The organism is Pseudomonas sp. SWRI51, from assembly GCF_014268825.1.
GTDB classification, from domain to species: domain Bacteria; phylum Pseudomonadota; class Gammaproteobacteria; order Pseudomonadales; family Pseudomonadaceae; genus Aquipseudomonas; species Aquipseudomonas farsensis.
Window position 1 is genome coordinate 1 of sequence record NZ_JABWRG010000018.1, and the last position, 16,809, is coordinate 16,809.

The following is a 16,809-nucleotide window of genomic DNA, read 5'->3' on the forward strand; positions in this document are numbered from 1 at the left end:
GGGCTGCGAAGCAGCCCCAGGATCTGTGCACCCACCAGAATAGCTGGGGCTGCTTCGCAGCCCATCGCGACACAAGGCCGCTCCTACACTGACCGCGTAAAACGGCACCGATATAGCGACAAGCCACATTCTGTGGGAGCTGGCGATAGCCTGCGATGAGGCCCGAACAGTAAGACCTAGTTCTTGCCCAGCCTGCGCAATTCATCCGACTCGATCACCCGCACGCCGTCTTCCTCCTCCAGTGCCAAACGCCACAGCGCCCGGGCCAGGGTGCAGGCTTCGATGCCGCGATACTTGCCCGGGATCAACTTGGAAAACGGCGCCGCCAGGGTTTCGCCAAGGCGCGGCTCCAGCCGTTCGCCCAGCAACAGCGACGGCCGCACGATAGTCAGTTGTGGCCAGTCCTGCTGCCTGAGCGCCTGCTCCATCTCGCCTTTGACCCGGTTATAGAACACCGACGATTTAGGGTCTGCCCCCAGCGCACTGACCACCAGCAGGTGCCGCGCGCCCATTTCCCTGGCGCGCTTGCTGAAGGCCACCACCATGTCCAGGTCGACTGCGCGAAACGCCGTCTCGGAACCTGCCTGTTTGAGCGTGGTACCCAGGCAGCAGAACGCGATATCGACCCTGCCACCGAGCTGCGGCAGAAATACCGCAGGGTCGCCCACTGGGTTTTCCAGGTGCGGATGTTCGGCCAGCGGGCGGCGGGTCGGCGCCAGCACGCGGCTGATGGTGGGCTCGTTGAGCAGGCGGTCGAGCAGGTGTTCACCTGTCAGACCCGTGGCACCGGCAAGCAGGACATGCTGAGGCGTCAAGTACATGATGTCTCTCCCTTGTTACAACACAGCTTAGTGGGCGCGAGGTGTTTTTGCCTGCGCCCCGGCTGCAGGCTGGGCTTCATTGCGCAACGCGGTTTCGGCCTGTTGCTTGCGTAACCGCTGCCAGTGGGCAAGCACCGCTGGCGGTGCCCAGAGCTGCGGCTCGGATGCTTCAAACCCTTCCCGTCGTTCCCTTTCGGCAACGCTTTGCCGCGCCAGTTCAAACGCCTGTTTCAGGTCGTCGGTCTGGTTCAGTGCCTGGGCGAACAGGGCATCGCCGAAATAGGTGAAATCGGCCTCTTCCGAGCAGCCGAACGACACCCGGTCGGGGCGCGCGGCGGTCATGATCAGGGTCCGGTCATCCTTGAGCGGGGTGATATAGCCACCGGAATAACAGGCTGAAATGACAATCACCTTGTCGCGGTTCTTCAGCGGCGCCAGGGCGCTGGCCAGCTCGCGGGCGGACAGGTCGGCCAGTTGCAGACGCGGCTGGTCGAGTACCAGTTGGTGGTCCTGGCTGCCGTGGCTGGTCAGGTAGATGAATACCAGGTCCTCGGAACCTGTGCGTTCGGCCAGCACCTTCGCGGCGCGGGCAAGGCTCTCGCGGGTGGCCATGGGGCGGTCGGCCATGTGGTCGCGGTGGTTGACCAGCGTTACCTGGCCATAGGCGCCAAAACGCACCTTGAGCATGTTGCTGACGTAATCGGCCTCGCGCATGAACACGCTCTGCTGGCCGTCCCCGGCCACCACCAGGCTGTAAAGCTGCACCGGCGGCACCGATGCCGGCACCTTGGCCAGCGCCTCGTCGAGCAGCTTGCCTTGCTTGAGCAGGGCAAGGTCCAGCGGGTCGGGCAGGGCCTTGCCTTGCTCGTCGCGGATGCGCACGCCGTTGGCCCAGTAACCGGCTTCAACCTGCCCGTCGGGCTGGGTCAGGCGCCCTTGGCCTTGATAGACATCATCACGCAAGCCGCCGCTGTAGTGGCTGCCATCGGCCAGTTGCAGGGTGCCCATGCCGTTGAAGCGCCAATCGCGAAAGTCGCCTTTGTACTGGCTGCCGTCGCTGCCCAGCAGTTCGCCTTCGCCCACCAGCGAGCCGTCCTTGAAATGGCCGATCCATACGTCACCGTCGGCGCTTTCGTATCGGCCACGGCCTTCCAGGCGGTTGTCCTTGAAATCACCGATGTACTGCTCGCCGTCGGCGCTGTCGTAAGTGCCGGCGCCTTGCAGTTGGCCATCGACGAAGGTGCCGCCATAGCGGTTGCCGGCGGCATCGCTGCGCACCCCGGCGCCGTTTGGCTTGCCGTTGGCGAACAGGCCTTGGTAGCGGCTGCCATCGGCAAGCTCAAGCTGGCCTGCGCCGTGGTACTGGTCGTCCTTGAACTGGCCGCTGTAGGTCTGGTCGTTCTGCTTGAGGGTGCCTTCGCCATCGCGGCGGCCATGCTTGAAAGTGCCGGCATAGCGGCTGCCCGGTGTGGTCAGCTCGCCCAGCCCTTCGAACAGCCCTTGGCTGAACTGGCCGCGATAGACTTCGCCGTTGCTGCCATGCCATTCGCCCTGGCCGTGCCACTGGCCGTCCTTGAAAGCGCCGGCGTACCAACTGCCGTTGGGGTAGTCGATACGCCCCTCTCCCTGCAGCAGGCCATCGACCACCTGGCCTCGATAGCGCCCGCCGTCGGGCAGGCGGGCGTCGGGTGGCGATAGCGGTTCACCGTCGCCACAGGCAGTGAGCAGCAGGGCAAAGGTCAGGGGGAGCAAAGGGCGCATGGCGTTTTCCGGGTGGAACGATGCGCCGAGTATGCCGCACCGGCCTCATTGCAGGCTATTGCCAGCCTGCGATGAGCCGGTTGCCGTCAAACGAAGCAGAGCGACAGCGGTTCGGCGATGTAGGCCGGTTTCTCTTCGCCTTGGATTTCCAGCGTGGCAGTAGCCTTGAGTAGCCACTGGCCGGGCTTTTTCTCGGTGACCTCTTTGAGTTCCACCTTCAGCCGCACCTGGCTGTCGACCTTGACCGGCTGGATGAAGCGCACGCTGTCCAGCCCGTAGTTGACCACCATCTTCAAGCCTTCAGGCAGCACGAGGATGTCTTCCATCAGCTTGGGGATCAGCGACAACGTCAGAAAGCCATGGGCGATGGTGCTGCCGAATGGGGTTTTGGCGGCCTTGGCCGGGTCGACGTGGATGAACTGGAAATCGCCGGTGGCCTCGGCGAACAGGTTGATGCGCTGCTGGTCGATCTTCAGCCACTCGGAATGGCCCAACTCCTTGCCCACATATTGCGAAAGCTCTGTAACCGGTACATAAGGCATCGCGACTCTCCAGGTTGTCATTTGGCACGAGGGTGCAAGATCAGCACGCCGAACCGTTTCAGTCAAGTTGAGGGTTTTTCGGCGAATATCGCCTTATAGCCACTTGCTTAGCGTGCTTATAATGGCCACCTGCTTTGGGGAGGTCCGTATGTTGTTGCGTGGTTTGACCTGGCTGGTGCTGTTCCAGCTGCTGGGGACGGCGATCAATCACCTGTTCCTGCCTATTCTGCCTGGGCCGATCATCGGCCTGTTGCTGCTGTTGGCTTACCTGATGATGCGCGGCGAAGTGGGCAAGCCGCTGAACGAGGCGGCCAGCAGCCTGCTGCGTTACCTGCCATTGCTGCTGGTGCCGCCGGCGGTCGGGGTGATGGTGTACGCAAGCGACATCGCTGCCGATTTCTGGGCCATCGTCGGCGCGCTGTTTATTTCCTGCCTTTTGACCCTGGTGTTCGTCGGCGTGCTGATGCAAAAGCTCATCCAGCGCCAGGCCCGGCGCGAGGAGCGGCCATGATCCTCGACTGGCACGGCGCCCTTGAGGCGGTCATTCATCACCCGTTGTTCGGTATTGGTGTCACCCTGGCGGCCTACCAATTGGTGCTGGCGGCTTACGACAAAACCCGCTGGATCTTCCTGCAACCGGTGTTGGTATCGATGCTGGTGGTGATCGCTGTGCTGCTGGTGTGCGGAATCGACTACGCCGAGTACCGCAAGAGCACCGAGATCATGAACATTCTGCTCGGCCCTGCCACCGTGGCGCTGGCGGTGCCGCTGTACCTGAACCTGCGGCGCATTCGCCAACTGTTCTGGCCGACCTTTACTACGCTGGTACTCGGGGGGCTGTTTGCCACCGTGGCCTGCGTGGCGCTGGGTTGGTGGTTCGGTGCCGAGCACATGATCCTGATGACCATGGCGCCCAAGTCGGTGACGTCGCCCATTGCCATGCTGGTGGCCGAACAGATTGGCGGCGTCGCGGCGCTGGCGGCGGTGTTCGTGTTGATCACCGGGGTTGTCGGGGCGATCTTCGGCCCGGCGCTGCTTAGCCGCTTCGGCGTGCTCAGCCCCGAGGCGCGCGGCATGGCGCTGGGCGTCACGGCCCATGCGGTGGGGACTTCGGTGGCCTTGCAGGAAGGGGATGAATGCGGCGCTTTTGCCGCGTTGGCAATGAGCCTGATGGGTGTGGCCACAGCGGTGTTCCTGCCGTTGGCGGTCAGCCTGGTGGCTTGAGGACAGGACATGACGCTACCGCTGTTTCCGCTCAATACCGTGTTGTTTCCTGGCTGCCTGCTTGATTTGCAGATATTCGAGGCGCGTTACCTGGACATGATTGGCCGCTGCATGAAGCAGGGTGAAGGGTTCGGTGTGGTGTGCATTCTTGAAGGCGAGCAGGTGGGCAAGGCGCCGCCGCTGATTGCCTCGGTCGGCTGTGAAGCGCTGATCCGCGATTTCGAGCAGCAGGACAACGGCCTGCTGGGTATTCGAGTCGAGGGCGTGCGGCGTTTTCGCGTCGAGCAGACCGAGGTGCGCAAGGACCAGCTACTGACCGCTGAAGTGCATTGGCTGCCAGAGCTTGCCGATACCCCGCTGCAAGAAGACGACGATGACCTGCTGGCGCTGCTGGTGGCGCTTGGCGAGCACCCGATGGTCGAGGCGCTGGGCATGCCGCGCGATGTCGATGGCCGTCAGGCGCTGGCCAATCAGCTGGCCTACCTGCTGCCGTTCATGGAGCAGGACAAGGTTGACCTGCTGGCGATGGACCCGCCGCAGGCCCGGCTGCAAGCCATCCAGACGCTGCTGGAGCGGATGCAAGGCGAGTTGTTTGCCTGACGGCGCGCGGGCCTGTGTAGGAGCGGCCTTGTGTCGCGAAAGGGCTGCGAAGCAGTCCCAGCGATTCTGCATGATGCGCAGATCCTGGGGCCGCTTCGCAGCCCTTTCGCGACACAAGGCCGCTCCTACAATTACCCTTATGGGGTCCGAGGGGTGAGGCCTCCAGCGAAGCGCTATCAGTACTGATAGCGCACCAGTGCCTGCGGCAGCGCATGCAGCGCAAAGAACGACAGCAGCGCCACACATGCCGGCAGCACCAGCCACCACACCCGCTGCGGCAGCGCCGTGAGCGGCTGGCGATACTGCACCAGCGTCAGGCTGAGCGCGCACAGGCAGCACGCCAGCAACGCCCCTGCCAGGATATCGGTCGGCCAGTGCGCCCCCAGGTAAACCCGAGACAGCGCAATGGCCAGCGCCGGAATACAGCCCAGCATCACCCAGGTCAGGCGCATGCGCGGCGGCTGGCTGCGCCCGGCCAGAATCGCCAACACCAGAAAGAACGCAAACGACGCCGAACTGTGCCCGCTGGGCATGCTGTAGCTGGTCAACGGGTCCGTGAGCACTTCGGGCCGGGCGCGGGCGAACAGCCATTTCAGCGTGCCATTGGACGCCGCCGTGCCCACCAGCGCAGCACCTGCAAACACGGCGTGGCGCCATTGCCGGGTCAGTAGCAACAGGCCGGTCAGCAAACCGCCAAGGAAGAACTGCGTACGGAAATCACCAAGCCGGGTGATCACCACCACGATGCCGTCCAGCGCAGCGCTGCGGTGCTCCTGCACCAAGGTCATCACACCCTGGTCGAACTCATGCAGGTAAGGCCAGCCAACGAACAGCGCCGCCACAGCAATCCCGCTGAGCCCGGCGATCAGGCGGGTGCCGTGGCGCTGGTCGCGAATGCTGCTGGTCAGGCTCAGGCCGATCAACACGGCCAAGGTGCCGAATACGATGCCGGCGTCCAGCCAGAAGCCTTCTGGCAGCGGCAGGCGCATGGCCGCGCCGGTTGCCCAGCCCGGCAGCAGATAGGCCACCGACCAGCCAGCACCGGCCAGCAGGCTGACACCGATGAAGCGCGGCACGGGCATGTCCAACATGCCGGCAACCATCGGCAGCATGGGCCGCAACGGGCCGATAAAGCGCCCTACCAGCAGGCTTGCGATACCGTAGCGCTGGAAGTACGCCTCGGCGCTGCCAACCCACTCCGGGTGATTGCGCAGCAGGGGCAGGCGGCGGATGTTCTGGTGAAAGTACTTGCCGATGCAGAACGACAGCACGTCACCCAGCAGGCCCCCCAGAAACCCCAGCAGCAGGGTTTCGCCGAGGCTGAACGTGCCGCTGCCAGCCAGCACCGCGACGGCAAACAACAGCACCGTGCCGGGCACGATGATGCCGGCAATGGCCAGGCATTCCACGCAGGCCACCACAAAAATCGCTACACCCAGCCACTGCGGGTTGGCGCCCAGCCAGGCGGTCAGGCTGTCGAGCCATTGGCCCATGGTTCAGTTTCCTTGTTCGAGAATGAAGAAATCCTGCCCTTCGACCTGCCCGCGGCGCAGAGGGTTTCGCGTGCAGTGGCGGGCGTATTCGGCGTCGACGAAGCGGTACGGCAGATGTTCGTCACGGCCGTGGGGGATGCCCAGGCGTGGGGCCTGGATCACCCTCGGCACGGCAATGCCGCAATCCTCGACATACAGCCGCTCGGGGTCGAAACGTTGCCCGTCCCAGTGCGGCACCTTCAGGCCCAGCGCCCGGCACAGCAAGGTTTGCCCGGCGCACAGGCGCTCAGGCGGGCGCAGTTGGCCGCGGGCATCGGGGTTGTTCAATTGCATTTGCGCCAGGCTGTTTGCGCCTGACAGCGCATCGACGTAGGGGTAAGCCGACTTGATCAGCACTGCGTTGCCGGGGCCGTGGGCGCTGAAGTTCAGCGAGTCGCCGCCGCGTGCGTAGTACATATAGATGTGCCCGCCATCGAGAAACAGCGCCTTGCGCTTCTCGGTGTAGCCCAAGGATGCGTGACTGCCTTTGTCGGTGAGGTAATAAGCCTCGGTCTCGATGACCCGCGCGGCCAGCCACAGGTCGCCGTGGCGATGGCGGATGACCTTGCCCAGCAGGGCGCGGGCGAGGGTTTGCGCATCGCGGTCAAAAAAGCGGTCGGGCAGCGCGCGGGCAGGGCTGGGCGTCGGCATACGGGCGGTTCGTGGGGGCGATGGCGCAGATGATAACAATTAATCGCTTAATCGAGGCTGAATGGCCATTTTGCTACCGCCACCCCGCAGCCGCCGACAGGGCAGGGCTGTCAGGGTTTTCCGGCCTGGTCGCTACATATTTCCTAAACATTACTGACAGCCATTTTCTACCATCCGCCACCCGCCGCTGGGCGTACCGAGGCGCGCCAGTTATAATCAGCCGATTTCCCCTTTGCCAAGACACCGAACCCATGACCGAGTCCGTTCTTGACTATATGACCCGCCTGGGTCGCGCCGCCCGTGAGGCCTCGCGAGTGATCGGCCGTGCCAGCACCGCGCAGAAGAATCGCGCCCTGCAGGCCGCCGCAGACGCTCTGGATGCAGCCCGCGACGCGCTCACCGCAGCCAATGAACAGGACTTGGCCAATGGTCGCGCCAATGGCCTGGAGCCGGCGCTGCTTGATCGCCTGGCACTCACCCCGGCCCGCATCGACGGCATGATCACCGGCCTGCGCCAGGTGGCAAGCCTGCCCGACCCGGTCGGCGCCATCCGCGATATGAGCTACCGCCCGTCGGGCATTCAGGTCGGCAAGATGCGGGTACCCTTGGGCGTTATCGGCATCATCTATGAGTCGCGCCCGAACGTGACCATCGATGCCGCCAGCCTGTGCCTGAAATCGGGTAACGCCACCATTCTGCGCGGCGGCTCCGAAGCCATTCACTCCAACCGCGCCATTGCTACCTGCATCCAGCGCGGCCTGGCCGAAGCCGGGCTGCCGCCAGCGGTGGTGCAAGTGGTCGAAACCACCGACCGCGAGGCGGTCGGCGCGCTGATCAGCATGCCTGAGTACGTCGATGTGATCGTGCCCCGTGGCGGGCGCGGCCTGATCGAACGCATCAGCCGCGATGCGCGGGTGCCGGTCATCAAGCATCTGGACGGCATCTGCCACGTCTTCGTCGACCAGCACGCCGACCTGGACAAGGCCTGGCGCGTGGCATTCAACGCCAAGACCTACCGCTATGGCATTTGCGGCGCCATGGAAACCCTGCTGGTCGATGCTGCCGTGGCCGAGCGCTTCCTGCCGGAAATGGCCCGCCGCTTCGCCGAAAAAGGCGTCGAGCTGCGCGGCTGCCCGCGCACCCAGGCGATCATCGACGCCAACGCGGCCACCGAAGACGACTGGCACACCGAGTACCTGGACGCGATCCTGTCGGTTCGCGTGGTCGACGGCCTCGACCAGGCCATCGAGCACATCAACCATTACGGCTCGCACCACACCGATTCGATCATCACCGAACACCAGGGCCAGTCGCGGCGCTTCATCGCCGAAGTCGACTCGGCCTCGGTCATGCTCAATACCCCGACCTGCTTTGCCGATGGCTTCGAGTACGGTCTGGGCGCTGAAATCGGTATTTCCACCGACAAGCTGCACGCCCGTGGCCCGGTCGGCCTCGAAGGCCTGACCTGCGAAAAATACGTAGTGATCGGCGACGGCCAGCTGCGCGGCCAGGAGTCCTGCTGAGTTGAGCAAGGCGGCGGCAGTCCGGCGTATCGGCATTCTTGGCGGAACCTTCGACCCGGTGCATATCGGCCACCTGCGCAGTGCGCTGGAAGTGGCCGAGTTCATGGGCCTGGACGAGCTGCGCCTGCTGCCCAACGCCCGGCCACCGCACCGCGACACCCCGCAGGTGACGCCGCAGGACCGCCTGGCCATGGTGCGCTGCGCCGTGCAGGGCGCCGGCCGGCTGAGCGTCGATGCCCGCGAGCTGTCCCGCGACAAGCCGTCGTATACCATCGACACCCTGGAGTCGGTGCGTGCTGAACTGAACCCTGAAGACCAGCTGTTCCTGCTGCTGGGCTGGGACGCATTTTGCGGCCTGCCCAGCTGGCACCGCTGGGAAGAGTTGCTGCAACACTGTCACATCCTGGTGCTGCAACGCCCGGATGCCGACGTAGAACCCCCTGACGAGCTGCGCAATTTGCTGGCAGCCCGTTCGCAGAGCGATCCCACCGCCATGTCCGGCCCGGCGGGGCATATTTCGTTCGTCTGGCAGACCCCGCTTGCGGTGTCTGCCACACAGATCCGACAGCTGCTGGCCAATGGCAAGTCGGTTCGGTTCCTGGTGCCGGACGCCGTATTGGCTTACATCGAGGCGCACGGTCTGTATCGTGCGCCGAACTGACGGCGCTTGAGGCGCCTCATCCAACGAGTTGAACGAGTTTTATATGAGCAAGAAACTGAACACCGTGCACGGCGAAGAACTGGTCAAACTGGCCATTCAAGCGCTGGAAGACGTCAAAGCCCATGACATTCAGATCATCGACGTGCGTGACAAGCACAGCCTGACTGACTACATGATCATCGCCACCGGTACCTCCAATCGCCAGATCAACGCGATGCTGGAAAAGGTCCGTGAAGTGGTCAAGGCCAAGGGCGCACAGCCGCTGGGTGAAGAAGGCAAGGGCGACAGCGATTGGGTGCTGCTCGACCTGAACGACGTCATCGTGCACATGATGACCGCCGCTGCTCGCCAGTTCTACGACCTCGAGCGTCTGTGGCAGGGCGCCGAGCAGAGCCGTGCCGCCGATGGCAAGCACCACAACCCGGAAAACGCCCACGAGTACTCCGAAAAGCTCAAGGACCGGGAATAAGGAAAGCGCCGTGCGTCTGCGTCTGATCGCGGTCGGCTCGCGCATGCCCAAGTGGGTCGAGGAAGGCTGGCATGAATATGCCAAGCGCCTGCCCTCGGAGCTTGCGCTGGAGCTGGTGGAAATCCCGCTGAACACCCGCGGCAAGAACGCCGATATCGCCCGCCTGATTCGTCAGGAAGGCGAGGCGATGCTGAGCAAGGTGCAGCCCGGCGAGCGCATCGTCACCCTTGAGGTGAACGGCAAGCCGTGGAGCACCGAGCAGCTTGCCGGCGAACTGGACCGCTGGCGCCTGGATGCGCGCACGGTCAACCTGATGGTGGGCGGCCCGGAAGGGCTGGCACCGGAGGTCTGCGCGCGCAGCGAACAGCGCTGGTCGCTGTCGCCGCTGACACTGCCGCACCCGTTGGTACGGATACTCATCGGCGAGCAGATCTACCGCGCCTGGACCGTGTTGTCCGGGCATCCTTACCACAAATGAGCCTGTAAGCCCGCCCGATGCCGCAGCAGATCCCCCTCAAGGACCACGAGAAAGACGCCCGCCTGGTGCGTAACCGCGTCGTCGTGGGCGCCGTGGCGATCATGCTGCTCATCTGCGTGCTGATTGCGCGGCTTTATTTCCTCCAGGTCATCCAGTACGACTATCACTCGACGCTGTCGGAAAACAACCGGGTGCATGTGCAACCGATTCCACCGACTCGCGGGCTTATTTTTGACCGAAACGGCGTGATCGTCGCCGATAACCGGCCAAGCTTCAGCCTGGTGATGACCCGCGAACGTGCCGGCAGCCCCGGCAGTTGGGCGCAGGTGCTGGATGTCATCGTCGAGGTGTTGCAACTGACTCCCGACGACCGCGCCCTGTTCGAAAAGCGCATGCGCCAGGGGCGCAGGCCGTTCGAGCCGGTGCCTATCCTGTTCGAACTCACCGAAGAGCAGATCGCCCGTATCGCCGTGAACCAGTTCCGCCTGCCCGGCGTCGAGGTGGCTGCGCAACTGGTGCGGCACTACCCACAGGGCGCGCACTTTGCGCACTCGGTGGGGTATGTCGGGCGCATCAACGAAAAAGAGCTCAAGACCCTCGACCCGGTCAACTACAGCGGCACCCACCATATCGGCAAGACCGGCATCGAGCGCTTCTACGAAGACGATCTGCACGGCCAGGTGGGTTACGAAGAGGTCGAGACCAACGCCCGTGGCCGCGTATTGCGCGTGCTCAAGCGCACCGACCCCAAGCCTGGCAAGGACATTGTGCTGAGCCTGGACATCAAACTGCAGGAAGCTGCCGAGCAAGCCCTTGGCGGGCGGCGCGGTGCCATCGTGGCGCTTGATCCGCGTACTGGCGAGGTACTGGCGATGGTCAGCCAGCCAAGCTTCGACCCTAACCTTTTCGTCACCGGCATTGGCTTCAAGGCCTATGCCGAACTGCGCGACTCGATCGACCGGCCGCTGTTCAACCGCGTGCTGCGCGGGCTGTATCCGCCGGGCTCGACCATCAAGCCAGCGGTCGCTATCGCCGGCTTGGACAGCGGCGTGGTCAATGCCAGCAGCCGGGTATTCGACCCCGGTTACTACCAACTGCCCAACTACGACCACAAGTACCGCAACTGGAACCGCACCGGTGACGGCTGGGTCGACCTGGACCTGGCGATCATGCGCTCCAACGACACCTACTTCTACGACCTGGCGCACAAGATGGGCATCGATCGCCTGTCGAGCTACATGAACCGCTTTGGCCTCGGGCAAAAAGTGGCGCTGGACATGTTCGAAGAATCCTCAGGCCTGATGCCGACCCGTGAATGGAAACGCGCCACCCGCCGCCAGGCCTGGTTCCCCGGCGAAACGTTGATCCTCGGCATCGGCCAGGGCTACATGCAGACCACGCCGTTGCAGATGGCCCAGGCTACCGCGCTGATCGCCAGCAAAGGCAAGTGGTACCGGCCGCACCTGGCCAAGACCATCGAAGGCCAGCCGCCGGTGGATGAAAACCCCATTGCTGACATCGTGCTGCGTGACCCGTCCGACTGGAACAAAGTCACCCACGGCATGGAGCAGGTGATGCACAACGCCCGTGGTACCGCTCGGGCGGCGGCAACCGGTGCGCAGTACCGCATCGCCGGCAAGAGTGGTACCGCGCAGGTGGTGGCGATCAAGCAGGGTGAAAAGTACGACCGCAACAAGGTCCAGGAACGCCACCGCGACCACGCCTTGTTCGTCGGCTTCGCCCCCGCCGAAGCGCCACGCATCGTGATTTCGGTAATGATCGAGAACGGCGAGGCGGGCGGCCGTGTTGCTGCCCCGGTGATGCGTCAGGTCATGGATGCCTGGCTGCTCGATGAGAACGGCCTGCTCAAGCCTGAGCCCGGTCCTGCCACAGTCGCTCAGGAAACGGCCCCGTGATAAACAACTTTGATCGCATGCTCTCAAGCGAAGACGTGATGCGCAGGCGGGCAAGCTTCCTGCAGCGCATCCACGTCGACGGCCCCTTGCTGCTGATTTTGCTGACGTTGGCAGCCGGCAGCCTGTTTGTGCTGTATTCGGCCAGCGGCAAGAACTGGGACCTGCTGATGAAGCAGGCCAGCTCGTTCGGTATTGGCCTAGTGTCGATGTTCATCATCGCCCAGCTCGAACCGCGCTTCATGGCGCGCTGGGTGCCACTGGCGTACCTGACCGGCGTGCTGTTGCTGGTGGTGGTCGACGTGATGGGCCACAACGCCATGGGCGCCACACGCTGGATCAACATCCCCGGGGTGATCCGCTTCCAGCCCTCGGAATTCATGAAGATCATCATGCCGGCAACCATCGCCTGGTACCTGTCCAAGCGCACCTTGCCGCCGCACCTCAAGCACGTGGCGATCAGCCTGGTGCTGATTGGCGTGCCGTTCATCCTGATCGTGCGCCAACCCGACCTGGGTACCGCGCTGCTGATTCTGGCCTCCGGCGCCTTCGTGCTGTTCATGGGCGGCTTGCGCTGGCGCTGGATCATCAGCGTGATCGCCGCGGCAGTGCCGGTGGCGGTGGCGATGTGGTTCTTCGTCATGCATGACTACCAGAAGCAGCGCGTGCTGACCTTCCTCGACCCCGAGAGCGACCCGCTTGGCACCGGCTGGAACATCATCCAGTCGAAGGCGGCCATCGGTTCGGGCGGCGTGCTAGGCAAGGGCTGGCTGCTGGGCACCCAGTCGCACCTGGACTTTCTGCCGGAAAGCCACACCGACTTCATCATCGCCGTGCTGGGCGAGGAGTTCGGGCTGGTGGGTATCTGCCTGCTGCTGATCATCTACCTGCTGCTGATTGGCCGTGGCCTGATGATCACCGCCCAGGCGCAAACCTTGTTCGGCAAGCTGCTGGCGGGCAGCCTGACGATGACCTTCTTTGTTTATGTATTCGTCAATATCGGTATGGTCAGCGGCCTCTTGCCTGTAGTGGGCGTGCCGCTGCCCTTCATCAGCTATGGCGGAACTTCGTTGGTGACGCTGCTGTCAGCGTTTGGCGTTCTGATGTCGATCCACACGCACCGCAAGTGGATCGCGCAAGTTTGAAAAAGGTGAAGAATTCAATGCAAGCAGTGCGTGGCTGGGCTGCCCGACTGGCGCCGTGGATCGGCGCGTTGGGGTTGTTTGGCGCTGTCCAGCAGGCCCAGGCCGGTGACTACGATGGCTCCCCCCAAGTGGCCGAGTTCGTCGGTGAGATGACCCGCGACTACGGCTTTGCCGGCGAGCAACTGATGGCGGTGTTCCGCGAGGTGCAGCGCAAGCAGGCGATCCTCGATGCGATTTCGCGCCCGGCCGAACGGGTCAAGCCGTGGAAAGAGTACCGGCCAATGTTCATCACCGATGCGCGCATCGCCCGTGGTGTGGACTTCTGGCGCCAGCATGAGGCCGTGCTGGCCCGTGCCGAGCAGGAATACGGCGTGCCGGCCCAGTACATTGTCGCGATCATCGGCGTCGAGACGTTCTTTGGCCGCAATACCGGCAATTACCGGGTGATCGACGCCTTGTCGACCCTGGGCTTCGATTACCCGCCGCGCGCCGAGTTCTTCCGCAAGGAGCTGCGCGAATTCCTGCTGCTGGCCCGTGAAGAGCAGCTCGACCCGCTGACCCTAAAGGGCTCCTACGCCGGCGCCATGGGCTTGCCACAGTTCATGCCCAGCAGTTTCCGCAACTATGCGGTGGACTTCGATGGCGACGGCCATATCAACATCTGGACCAACCCGGACGATGCCATCGGCAGCGTTGCCAGTTATTTCAAACGCCACGGCTGGGTTGCCGGCGAAGCAGTGGTCAGCAGCGCCACCGTGCGCGGCGAGCGCGCCGATGAAGGCCTGACCACCGGCATCGAGCCGGTCAAGACCGTGGCCCAGTTGCAGGCGCTGGGGTGGTCGAGTCATGATGCGCTGCGCGATGATCTGCCGGTGACCGCCTTCCGCCTGGAAGGTGAAAACGGCCCGGAATACTGGATGGGCCTGAAGAACTTCTACGCGATCACTCGCTACAACCGCAGCGTGATGTATGCCATGGCGGTGCATCAGCTTGCTGAACAGCTGGTCCAAGCACGGGGCGTCAAGTAATGCGCGCAATGATTTCTGCCAATACCTTCAAGCTGCTGACCTGCGTGACCGTCGGCATGTTGCTGGTCAGTTGTTCCTCCAGCCGCCCGACCTCGCAGAGCAGTGGCAGCGGCAATACCGTGCGCGCCCAGCCAGGCCTGGACATCAACCGGGCGCACAAGGACGGCGCGCCATGGTGGGACGTCGACGTCAACAAGATCCCTGACGCCACCCCGACCGTGCATACCGGTAACTACAAGGCCAACCCGTACACGGTGCTGGGCAAGACCTATTACCCGATGCAGGACTCGCGCAACTACCGCGCCGAGGGCACCGCGTCGTGGTACGGCACCAAGTTCCATGGCCAGAACACCGCCAACGGCGAGCTGTACGACCTGTATGGCATGAGCGCGGCGCACAAGACGCTGCCGCTGCCGGCCTATGTGCGGGTGACCAACCTTGCCAACGGGCGTAGCGTGGTGCTGCGGGTCAATGACCGTGGGCCGTTTTATTCCGACCGCATCATCGACCTTTCCTACGCTGCCGCGAAGAAGCTCGGCTATGCCGAAACCGGCACCGCCCATGTGCGTGTCGAGGGTATCGACCCGCAGCAGTGGTGGGCCGAGCGTGGCCAGAAGCCGCCGCTGGTGCTCAAGGAACCGCAGGTTGCCCAGGCCCAGCCGCTGCCGGCCAGCACTGGCCGCGTCGAGCAATGGACGCCGCCTGCGCAGCAGCATGCGGCGCCGGTGGTGCCGGTGCAGGTCGGCGGCAACAACGTACCGTCCAGCGCCGGCGGCAGCATTCTGCAGGTCGGCGCGTTCGCCAACCCGGATGCCGCCGAACTGCTGCGCTCCAAACTGAGCACCATGGTCAGTGCGCCGGTGTTCATCAGCTCGATCGTGCGCAACCAGCAAACCCTGCACCGTGTGCGCCTCGGCCCGATCAGCAGCCAGGGCGAGATCCAGCAGGCGCAGGACAGCATTCGCCTGGCCAACCTGGGCCAGGCCAAAGTTGTAACTGACTGACAGCAGCGGCAAGCGTGAAGCTGCAGGCGGCAAGAAGAAGCCGGGCTGCGAAGCTGCTCTATCTTGTAGCTTGCCGCTCAAGGCTTGCCGCTGCTTTCAGTCGGTTTGTTCATGAATTGCCGGGCCTTGGCATGTACAATGCCCGTTTTTGCCCAGAGCGGCATTACGCCGCAGCGACGTGGGCCAGGCCTCAGGCCATAAAACCAGACTGACGGGGCGCCGGGCACACGATGTGGCCCGCGGAACATCAGACCATTAGCGATTTACGAGAGACGGATGAACATCACCAACCTTGCCAAACGACTTTGCCTGCCCGTTCTTCTGCTGATCACCCCTGCTGCGTTCGCAGCGGAGCAGATGATGCCGGCTCCTCCACAACTGGCTGCCAAGTCCTACGTGCTGATGGACGCGTCCAGCGGCAACGTGCTGGTCGAGAACAACGGTGACGAGCGTCTGCCACCTGCCAGCCTGACCAAGCTGATGACCGCCTACATCGCCACCCTGGACATCCGTCGTGGCCAGATCGGCGAGAACGACCCGGTTACTGTCAGCGAAAACGCCTGGCGTACCGGCGGCTCGCGCATGTTCATCAAAGTGGGCAGCCAGGTCACCGTCAGCGACCTGCTGCACGGCATCATCATCCAGTCGGGCAACGATGCCTCGGTCGCCCTGTCCGAGCACATCGCAGGCTCCGAAGACGCCTTCGCCGACATGATGAACAAGACTGCCGCCGACCTTGGCATGAGCAACAGTCACTTCATGAACCCCACTGGCCTGCCTAACCCGGAGCACTACTCTTCGGCCCACGACATGGCCCTGCTGGCCCGCGCGATCATCAACGAAGACCCCGCGCACTACGCCATCTATTCGCAGAAAGAGTTCTTCTGGAACAACATCAAGCAGCCTAACCGCAACCTGTTGCTGTGGCGCGACAAGACCGTCGATGGTCTGAAAACCGGCCACACCGAAGAGGCCGGCTTCTGCATGGTCGCTTCGGCGGTGCGTGACGGCCAGCGCCTTATCGCTGTAGTCTTCGGCACCAACAGCGAGCAGGCCCGCGCCGCCGAGACGCAAAAGCTGCTGACCTACGGCTTCCGCTTCTTCGAAACCCAGACCTTCTACCAGAAGGGCACCGAGCTGACCCAGTCGCCGGTGTGGAAGGGCGCCACCTCGCAAGTCAAGGCGGGCCTGGCCAACGACCTGACCATGACCTTGCCTAAAGGCCAGCTCAAGCGTCTGCAGGCTTCGATGACCATGAACCCACAACTGACCGCGCCAATCGCCAAAGGTGACGTGATCGGTAAAGTGGAAGTCAAACTGGACGAGAAAGTGGTCCACAGCGCCGACCTGATCGCCCTCGATGGCGTCGAGGAAGGTGGTTTCTTGCGCCGTATGTGGGATAGCATCCGTCTGTTCTTCTACGGGTTGTTCAACTGATACGTGACCTGCAGGCCCCC

Annotated in this window: 17 protein-coding genes; 12 read left to right on the forward strand and 5 right to left on the reverse strand. The window is 63.6% G+C overall.

Going from position 1 to position 16,809, the window contains the following annotated elements:
* Positions 1–176 precede the first annotated feature (176 nt).
* The 3 genes from HU720_RS08555 to HU720_RS08565 form a co-directional block, all read right to left on the reverse strand.
* Positions 177–821, reverse strand: a complete 645-nt coding sequence (locus HU720_RS08555; RefSeq protein WP_186519110.1) for an oxidoreductase — start codon at positions 819–821, stop codon at positions 177–179.
* A 27-nt stretch (positions 822–848) separates the two neighbouring features.
* Positions 849–2,582, reverse strand: a complete 1,734-nt coding sequence (locus HU720_RS08560) for a C13 family peptidase (RefSeq protein ID WP_186519112.1) — start codon at positions 2,580–2,582, stop codon at positions 849–851.
* Between the two features lie 86 nt (positions 2,583–2,668).
* A complete protein-coding gene (locus tag HU720_RS08565; RefSeq protein WP_186519114.1) occupies positions 2,669–3,124 on the reverse strand; it encodes a MaoC family dehydratase in 456 nt (151 codons plus the stop codon).
* 148 nt (positions 3,125–3,272) lie between these two features.
* Between HU720_RS08565 and HU720_RS08570 the strand changes: the two genes are divergently transcribed.
* The 3 genes from HU720_RS08570 to HU720_RS08580 are packed head-to-tail and all read left to right on the forward strand — an operon-like array spanning position 3,273 to position 4,948.
* The gene (locus HU720_RS08570; RefSeq protein WP_186519116.1) at positions 3,273–3,635 is read left to right on the forward strand and encodes a CidA/LrgA family protein; all 363 of its coding nucleotides are present in this window, start codon (positions 3,273–3,275) and stop codon (positions 3,633–3,635) included.
* Entirely contained in the window at positions 3,632–4,348 is a 717-nt protein-coding gene (locus HU720_RS08575; protein ID WP_186519118.1) for an LrgB family protein, read from the forward strand. Before HU720_RS08570 ends, HU720_RS08575 begins: the two co-directional genes overlap by 4 nt.
* A gap of 9 nt (positions 4,349–4,357) precedes the next feature.
* Positions 4,358–4,948, forward strand: a complete 591-nt coding sequence (locus HU720_RS08580) for an LON peptidase substrate-binding domain-containing protein (RefSeq protein ID WP_186519120.1) — start codon at positions 4,358–4,360, stop codon at positions 4,946–4,948.
* A 176-nt stretch (positions 4,949–5,124) separates the two neighbouring features.
* Here HU720_RS08580 and HU720_RS08585 read toward each other — a convergent pair whose 3' ends face one another.
* Positions 5,125–6,441: a bifunctional DedA family/phosphatase PAP2 family protein gene (locus HU720_RS08585; RefSeq protein WP_186519122.1), complete on the reverse strand. Its 1,317-nt coding sequence runs from the start codon at positions 6,439–6,441 to the stop codon at positions 5,125–5,127.
* Positions 6,442–6,444: 3 nt separating this feature from the next.
* On the reverse strand, positions 6,445–7,131 hold the full coding sequence (locus tag HU720_RS08590; RefSeq protein ID WP_186519124.1) for a DNA-3-methyladenine glycosylase: 687 nt from the start codon (positions 7,129–7,131) through the stop codon (positions 6,445–6,447).
* A 251-nt stretch (positions 7,132–7,382) separates the two neighbouring features.
* Here HU720_RS08590 and HU720_RS08595 point away from each other — a divergent pair, with 251 nt between their 5' ends.
* The 9 genes from HU720_RS08595 (at position 7,383) to HU720_RS08635 (ending at position 16,789) form a co-directional block, all read left to right on the forward strand.
* Entirely contained in the window at positions 7,383–8,654 is a 1,272-nt protein-coding gene (locus tag HU720_RS08595; protein ID WP_186519127.1) for a glutamate-5-semialdehyde dehydrogenase, read from the forward strand.
* Position 8,655: 1 nt separating this feature from the next.
* On the forward strand, positions 8,656–9,315 hold the full coding sequence (gene nadD / locus HU720_RS08600; RefSeq protein WP_186519129.1) for a nicotinate-nucleotide adenylyltransferase: 660 nt from the start codon (positions 8,656–8,658) through the stop codon (positions 9,313–9,315).
* Positions 9,316–9,358: 43 nt separating this feature from the next.
* On the forward strand, positions 9,359–9,784 hold the full coding sequence (gene rsfS, locus HU720_RS08605; RefSeq protein WP_186519131.1) for a ribosome silencing factor: 426 nt from the start codon (positions 9,359–9,361) through the stop codon (positions 9,782–9,784).
* Positions 9,785–9,794: 10 nt separating this feature from the next.
* A complete protein-coding gene (rlmH, locus tag HU720_RS08610) occupies positions 9,795–10,262 on the forward strand; it encodes a 23S rRNA (pseudouridine(1915)-N(3))-methyltransferase RlmH (protein WP_186519133.1) in 468 nt (155 codons plus the stop codon).
* 17 nt (positions 10,263–10,279) lie between these two features.
* Positions 10,280–12,178 carry a penicillin-binding protein 2 gene (gene mrdA, locus HU720_RS08615; protein ID WP_186519135.1) on the forward strand — a complete coding sequence of 633 codons (1,899 nt, stop codon included), beginning with the start codon at positions 10,280–10,282 and terminating at the stop codon, positions 12,176–12,178.
* 38 nt (positions 12,179–12,216) lie between these two features.
* Positions 12,217–13,320, forward strand: a complete 1,104-nt coding sequence (gene rodA / locus HU720_RS08620; RefSeq protein WP_186519222.1) for a rod shape-determining protein RodA — start codon at positions 12,217–12,219, stop codon at positions 13,318–13,320.
* 17 nt (positions 13,321–13,337) lie between these two features.
* The gene (mltB, locus tag HU720_RS08625) at positions 13,338–14,348 is read left to right on the forward strand and encodes a lytic murein transglycosylase B (RefSeq protein WP_186519137.1); all 1,011 of its coding nucleotides are present in this window, start codon (positions 13,338–13,340) and stop codon (positions 14,346–14,348) included.
* Positions 14,348–15,352: a septal ring lytic transglycosylase RlpA family protein gene (locus tag HU720_RS08630; protein ID WP_186519139.1), complete on the forward strand. Its 1,005-nt coding sequence runs from the start codon at positions 14,348–14,350 to the stop codon at positions 15,350–15,352. Before mltB ends, HU720_RS08630 begins: the two co-directional genes overlap by 1 nt.
* A 276-nt stretch (positions 15,353–15,628) precedes the next feature.
* Positions 15,629–16,789 (forward strand): D-alanyl-D-alanine carboxypeptidase family protein, encoded by a 1,161-nt coding sequence (locus tag HU720_RS08635; RefSeq protein WP_186519141.1) that lies wholly within the window; start codon positions 15,629–15,631, stop codon positions 16,787–16,789.
* Positions 16,790–16,809 lie beyond the last annotated feature (20 nt).

Bases quoted from the DNA above. Each gene is read 5' to 3' on its own strand.
- HU720_RS08555 (WP_186519110.1), bottom strand. From the start codon at position 821: ATGTACTTGACGCCTCAGCATGTCCTGCTTGCCGGTGCCACGGGTCTG.
- HU720_RS08560 (WP_186519112.1), bottom strand. From the start codon at position 2,582: ATGCGCCCTTTGCTCCCCCTGACCTTTGCCCTGCTGCTCACTGCCTGT.
- HU720_RS08565 (WP_186519114.1), bottom strand. From the start codon at position 3,124: ATGCCTTATGTACCGGTTACAGAGCTTTCGCAATATGTGGGCAAGGAG.
- HU720_RS08570 (WP_186519116.1), top strand. From the start codon at position 3,273: ATGTTGTTGCGTGGTTTGACCTGGCTGGTGCTGTTCCAGCTGCTGGGG.
- HU720_RS08575 (WP_186519118.1), top strand. From the start codon at position 3,632: ATGATCCTCGACTGGCACGGCGCCCTTGAGGCGGTCATTCATCACCCG.
- HU720_RS08580 (WP_186519120.1), top strand. From the start codon at position 4,358: ATGACGCTACCGCTGTTTCCGCTCAATACCGTGTTGTTTCCTGGCTGC.
- HU720_RS08585 (WP_186519122.1), bottom strand. From the start codon at position 6,441: ATGGGCCAATGGCTCGACAGCCTGACCGCCTGGCTGGGCGCCAACCCG.
- HU720_RS08590 (WP_186519124.1), bottom strand. From the start codon at position 7,131: ATGCCGACGCCCAGCCCTGCCCGCGCGCTGCCCGACCGCTTTTTTGAC.
- HU720_RS08595 (WP_186519127.1), top strand. From the start codon at position 7,383: ATGACCGAGTCCGTTCTTGACTATATGACCCGCCTGGGTCGCGCCGCC.
- rsfS (WP_186519131.1), top strand. From the start codon at position 9,359: ATGAGCAAGAAACTGAACACCGTGCACGGCGAAGAACTGGTCAAACTG.
- mrdA (WP_186519135.1), top strand. From the start codon at position 10,280: ATGCCGCAGCAGATCCCCCTCAAGGACCACGAGAAAGACGCCCGCCTG.
- rodA (WP_186519222.1), top strand. From the start codon at position 12,217: ATGCGCAGGCGGGCAAGCTTCCTGCAGCGCATCCACGTCGACGGCCCC.
- mltB (WP_186519137.1), top strand. From the start codon at position 13,338: ATGCAAGCAGTGCGTGGCTGGGCTGCCCGACTGGCGCCGTGGATCGGC.
- HU720_RS08630 (WP_186519139.1), top strand. From the start codon at position 14,348: ATGCGCGCAATGATTTCTGCCAATACCTTCAAGCTGCTGACCTGCGTG.
- HU720_RS08635 (WP_186519141.1), top strand. From the start codon at position 15,629: ATGAACATCACCAACCTTGCCAAACGACTTTGCCTGCCCGTTCTTCTG.